This window comes from Planomonospora sp. ID91781 (assembly GCF_015711595.1).
GTDB classification, from domain to species: domain Bacteria; phylum Actinomycetota; class Actinomycetes; order Streptosporangiales; family Streptosporangiaceae; genus Planomonospora; species Planomonospora parontospora.
In genome coordinates, this window is record NZ_JABTEY010000004.1 from 205,343 (window position 1) to 208,926 (window position 3,584).

Here is a 3,584-nt window from a genome sequence, read left to right on the forward strand (position 1 = left end):
CCTGATCGGTGCGAGGTACTGCAAATTGGGCATCCGGTTCCTTGACCCGTGCGCATGGCAATGACTGCTTGCCATTCATGACCACGTGTGCAGATCCACCAAACTTTAGCACTGGAGTAGGGGGCCATACTCTCGGGGCGGCATGCCGTATTTTTCTCGGAATGCCATTGGTGAGCGATTTCCGGAAAGAGGCCAGCTAAGCTTTGGCTGGGGACTACAGATCGACCTGAACATGCCGGACATTTACTTCGGCGGCGGTTCGCCGGTGAAGCCAAATAAGATGGATGGCCTTCGTCTCTAGGGCATTTCCAGAAAAATTTTCGGTTGGATCCTGCCTTGATGATGTATGGAGTGTAGGGGTGATTGCGCTCGTCGTCCCATTCCACTATCAGATGGGGAAGCTTCTCTGCTAAAGATTGGCCAGGATCGGGATGGTCCCGGCGAGCGCCTGAACATCTTCTGCACCCGAACTCGGGCCCCTTGTCATTATATATTTTAAATCGGTTCGCAACTACTGCTTTGAAGGCGGTCCCGCATCGACGGCAGCGCCACTCTGCACTCAAATGACTTCTATAAGAGACAGTCTCAGGAGTTGCGGTCCCGTTTTTTGTCTGATGCCATTCCTGAGCGAATTCCGGCATGCGGTCACGTACACTATTGCCGGGTCGAGCAGGTCGAGAAACCCCATCGGCCACATGCCGTCCTGTACTCCGAGACACATGGTGATTATGCCTTGTATCACCGACAAAGCAAAACTGGATAGCAAAAAATGATGTTTTGTCCGGAAAGGGGTCTGAGAGGCTCCCGGTACGGGAGCTGCCGGAATTTTGCGCATCTACTCAGTGGAGTACACGGCCACGAGTCACGAACCCGAGGGGTCGGCTTACGGCATCTTCTCAACGTCGAGTCTGAGCGGGAGATAGAGCTCCGGCTCGGCGGTGACGATTGGCCAGCCGGTCTGCACCGCCACCAGGCAGCAGTGCGCGGCGCACACGTCGCGGTGCAGTTCCGGGTATGGCGCGGCCAGGTAGGCGGCGTTCTCCAGGTCGATGCGGTCACTCAAGGCGTGCAGCGCGACGCCGGGTGAGGTCACCAGGTCGAACAGCATCGGTTGCGCCCGCGGTCGGCGGGCGATGGTCACCTGGTAGGCCGAGGCCGGAACGACCAGGGTGGCGCCGTCGCGGGTGGCGACGTTGAGCAGAGTGCGCTGGTAGCCCTCGGGGGCGGCGGCGTACTGCAGGAGCGCGGATGGGTCGAAGATCTTGCCGTAGTTGCTGCTCACGCGCTCACTCGCGCCGGGTCCTCACCGCTGCGCCAGAAGTGCTCCATACGGTCGACGAGCGCGGGGTCGTCGGCGCGGACCGCTTCGACGGCGCGGCGGGCCTCGGCGACCTGGCCGGGCGTGGCGACGCGTACGGCGGAGACGAAGGTGCCGTACAGCCGCTCCCGCAGTTCGTCGATCCCGGGGATGCCGGGTGCCTGGTCGCTCATGGCCTCCACGATAGCGCGCCCAGTGTGCACGCTCCAGGAGGGCGGCGTCCTGCTGCTGGTAAACGCGCCTTTTGCGGGGGAGGGCGGTGGTCGGCCGTCGGTGGGTGCGGCTGATGGCGCAGCTCCGTGGCCCCTTGCCGCTCTGGACGGCAGAAGACGCCCCTTCCTCATCGTGAACATGTGCCGCTATTGCATCGCGGCCGCTTCTTCGTAGACTCTCCTGACCAGACCATGACAAAGTTTGTCAGAAAGGTTCGAGTGAGACTTTCCGCCCTCTCTCGGCCCTCTGATCCGAATCACCGCCGAAGCGGCCGACAGCGATGACGCCACGGGGGCCCACCGCAGCCGCAGGCGCATCAGCCTTGACCGCATTCAATGATCGAAACGGGGCGTGGACGTGAGTGCATCCGCCGACGGCACAGGCGCGGTCAACCTGCTCGATCTCACCGACGGCTCACCGGTGAGCGCCGGGAACGACGCGACGGGACCCGGCGGCAACGACGCCGGCAGCGAGGCGAGCGCCGCCTCCGGCTCCGGCGCTCCTGCGGGTGGGGAGCCCAAGGAGGACATCGAACCGGATTTCTGGGACGACGATGAGGAGCCCCGCCGGTTCTCGCTGCCCTCCCGGACGACTCTGCTGGTCGGCACGGGCGTGCTGGCGATCATCGCCGTTGCGGCGATCATGTTCTTCCTGGGCCGCGACCGGCCACCGCCGCAGGAAAGCGCCGCTCCGGTGCCGTCGGTGCCGGTCGTGCAGGAGCCCGACCCGGCTGTAGTGGAGCCGCCTCCTCCTCCCCCGGTCATCAGCGAACCGCCCTCGCCGCCGCCGGTTAAGCCGCGTGCCACCCGCCGGGCGGACGCGAAGACCACGCTGCCACCTCCGCCGCGGGCCAAGGTCACCTCGGTGCCGTCACGGCCGCCGGCCCGCCGCACGGCCGCCCCGGTGGCGCGGTTGACTGGTGCGCCGACGGCGGCCCCGCCCCCGCCGGACGCGCCCGGGCAGGGCTGGCCCGCCCGGCCGGCGAGCGCTCCCCCGCCCCCGGCCAGGCGGCCGCCGCTGACGGTCTCGACCACCGCGGTGGATCTCAGCGCGGCGCGCACGGCGCCGCTGGTGCTGGCGGCGCGCGAGCCGGTGAGCTGGAGCGTCAGTCCCAGCGCGGGCCTGGCGGTCTCGGCCACCGCGGGGACATTGGCGGCCGGGCAGAGCGCCACCGTCGTGGTCGGCGCGGCGCCGCTGTCCGCCGGGGCGCCGCCGGCCGGGTGCGGGCAGGCGCGCCGCGGCTCGGTCACGGTGCAGTGGAGCGGTGGCGCGGATCCGGCGCGCACGGCGGGGACGTACACGGTCGTGGTGGCGTTGTGGGTGCCGTGCCGATGAGCACCTGTCCCGCTTCTGAGTCTTCCCTCGCGGGGGTGGTTCGGCTGGTGCACCTGCCGCACACCGGGTTGCAGGTGCCCGATGCGCGGCTGCGGGTGGTGCGCTGCCGCCCGCACTATGCGAGCCGGTGGGAGTACCGGGCGCTGCTGGTGCGGGGCGAACAGCGGGCCGGCCACATCCGGGGTCCGCTGCCGGATGTGGCCGAGCCCGGCCCGCAGGGTGCGGCGGGCGGCGGGCTGGTGGTGTCGTTCCATCCCCGCGGGCGGGCCTTCACCGAGGCCGACCTGGAGGACTTCGCGGCGGCCTGCCGCCTGGACGGCCAGGTGCTGTCGACCGCGCGGGTGCTGACGCTGCTGGTCGATGAGTACCGGATCGAGCAGATGGTGGGCGGGTGCGTGCGCCGGGGCGGGGTCATGGCCCGCTGCTGCGGGGAGGGCTGGGTGCACTACGTCCCGTTGCGCACCCGTCCGCGCGACGCCGGGCAGCGCGCGGCCGCGCTGGCGCATCTGGAGTGGGCCAGCGGGGTGGGCGGCCCGTGGCGGATCTGGGACGGCCAGCACTGGAGCCCGCTGTCGATCAGCTCCGGGCCGGACACCTCGACGGGATGTACCTGATGGCCGCGAACCGTGCCTTTGTCATTGCGCGTCGCCGGTTCGACGCCCCTGGCCCAGCGGGCCGGGCGCGGGCGCGTGCTGGTCTTTGCCTCTGGGAGTGAATC

Annotated in this window: 4 protein-coding genes and 1 pseudogene; 2 read left to right on the plus strand and 3 right to left on the minus strand. The window is 68.5% G+C overall.

Annotated elements, in window-relative coordinates; translation table 11 throughout:
* Positions 1 to 32: 32 nt before the first annotated feature.
* From HS048_RS39225 to HS048_RS34835, 3 genes and pseudogenes are all read right to left on the minus strand, one after another.
* A pseudogene (locus HS048_RS39225) lies at positions 33 to 641 on the minus strand (zinc-ribbon domain-containing protein); the annotation flags it as partial.
* 242 nt (positions 642 to 883) lie between these two features.
* Positions 884 to 1,282 carry a hypothetical protein gene (locus HS048_RS34830; RefSeq protein WP_196470104.1) on the minus strand — a complete coding sequence of 133 codons (399 nt, stop codon included), beginning with the start codon at positions 1,280 to 1,282 and terminating at the stop codon, positions 884 to 886.
* On the minus strand, positions 1,279 to 1,491 hold the full coding sequence (locus tag HS048_RS34835) for a hypothetical protein (RefSeq protein ID WP_196470105.1): 213 nt from the start codon (positions 1,489 to 1,491) through the stop codon (positions 1,279 to 1,281). Before HS048_RS34835 ends, HS048_RS34830 begins: the two co-directional genes overlap by 4 nt.
* Before the next feature lie 391 nt (positions 1,492 to 1,882).
* Here HS048_RS34835 and HS048_RS38390 point away from each other — a divergent pair, with 391 nt between their 5' ends.
* Both HS048_RS38390 and HS048_RS34845 read left to right on the plus strand, forming a co-directional pair.
* Entirely contained in the window at positions 1,883 to 2,866 is a 984-nt protein-coding gene (locus tag HS048_RS38390; protein WP_196470106.1) for a hypothetical protein, read from the plus strand.
* Between the two features lie 35 nt (positions 2,867 to 2,901).
* On the plus strand, positions 2,902 to 3,480 hold the full coding sequence (locus HS048_RS34845) for a hypothetical protein (RefSeq protein WP_196470107.1): 579 nt from the start codon (positions 2,902 to 2,904) through the stop codon (positions 3,478 to 3,480).
* The last annotated feature ends 104 nt before the right edge of the window (positions 3,481 to 3,584 follow it).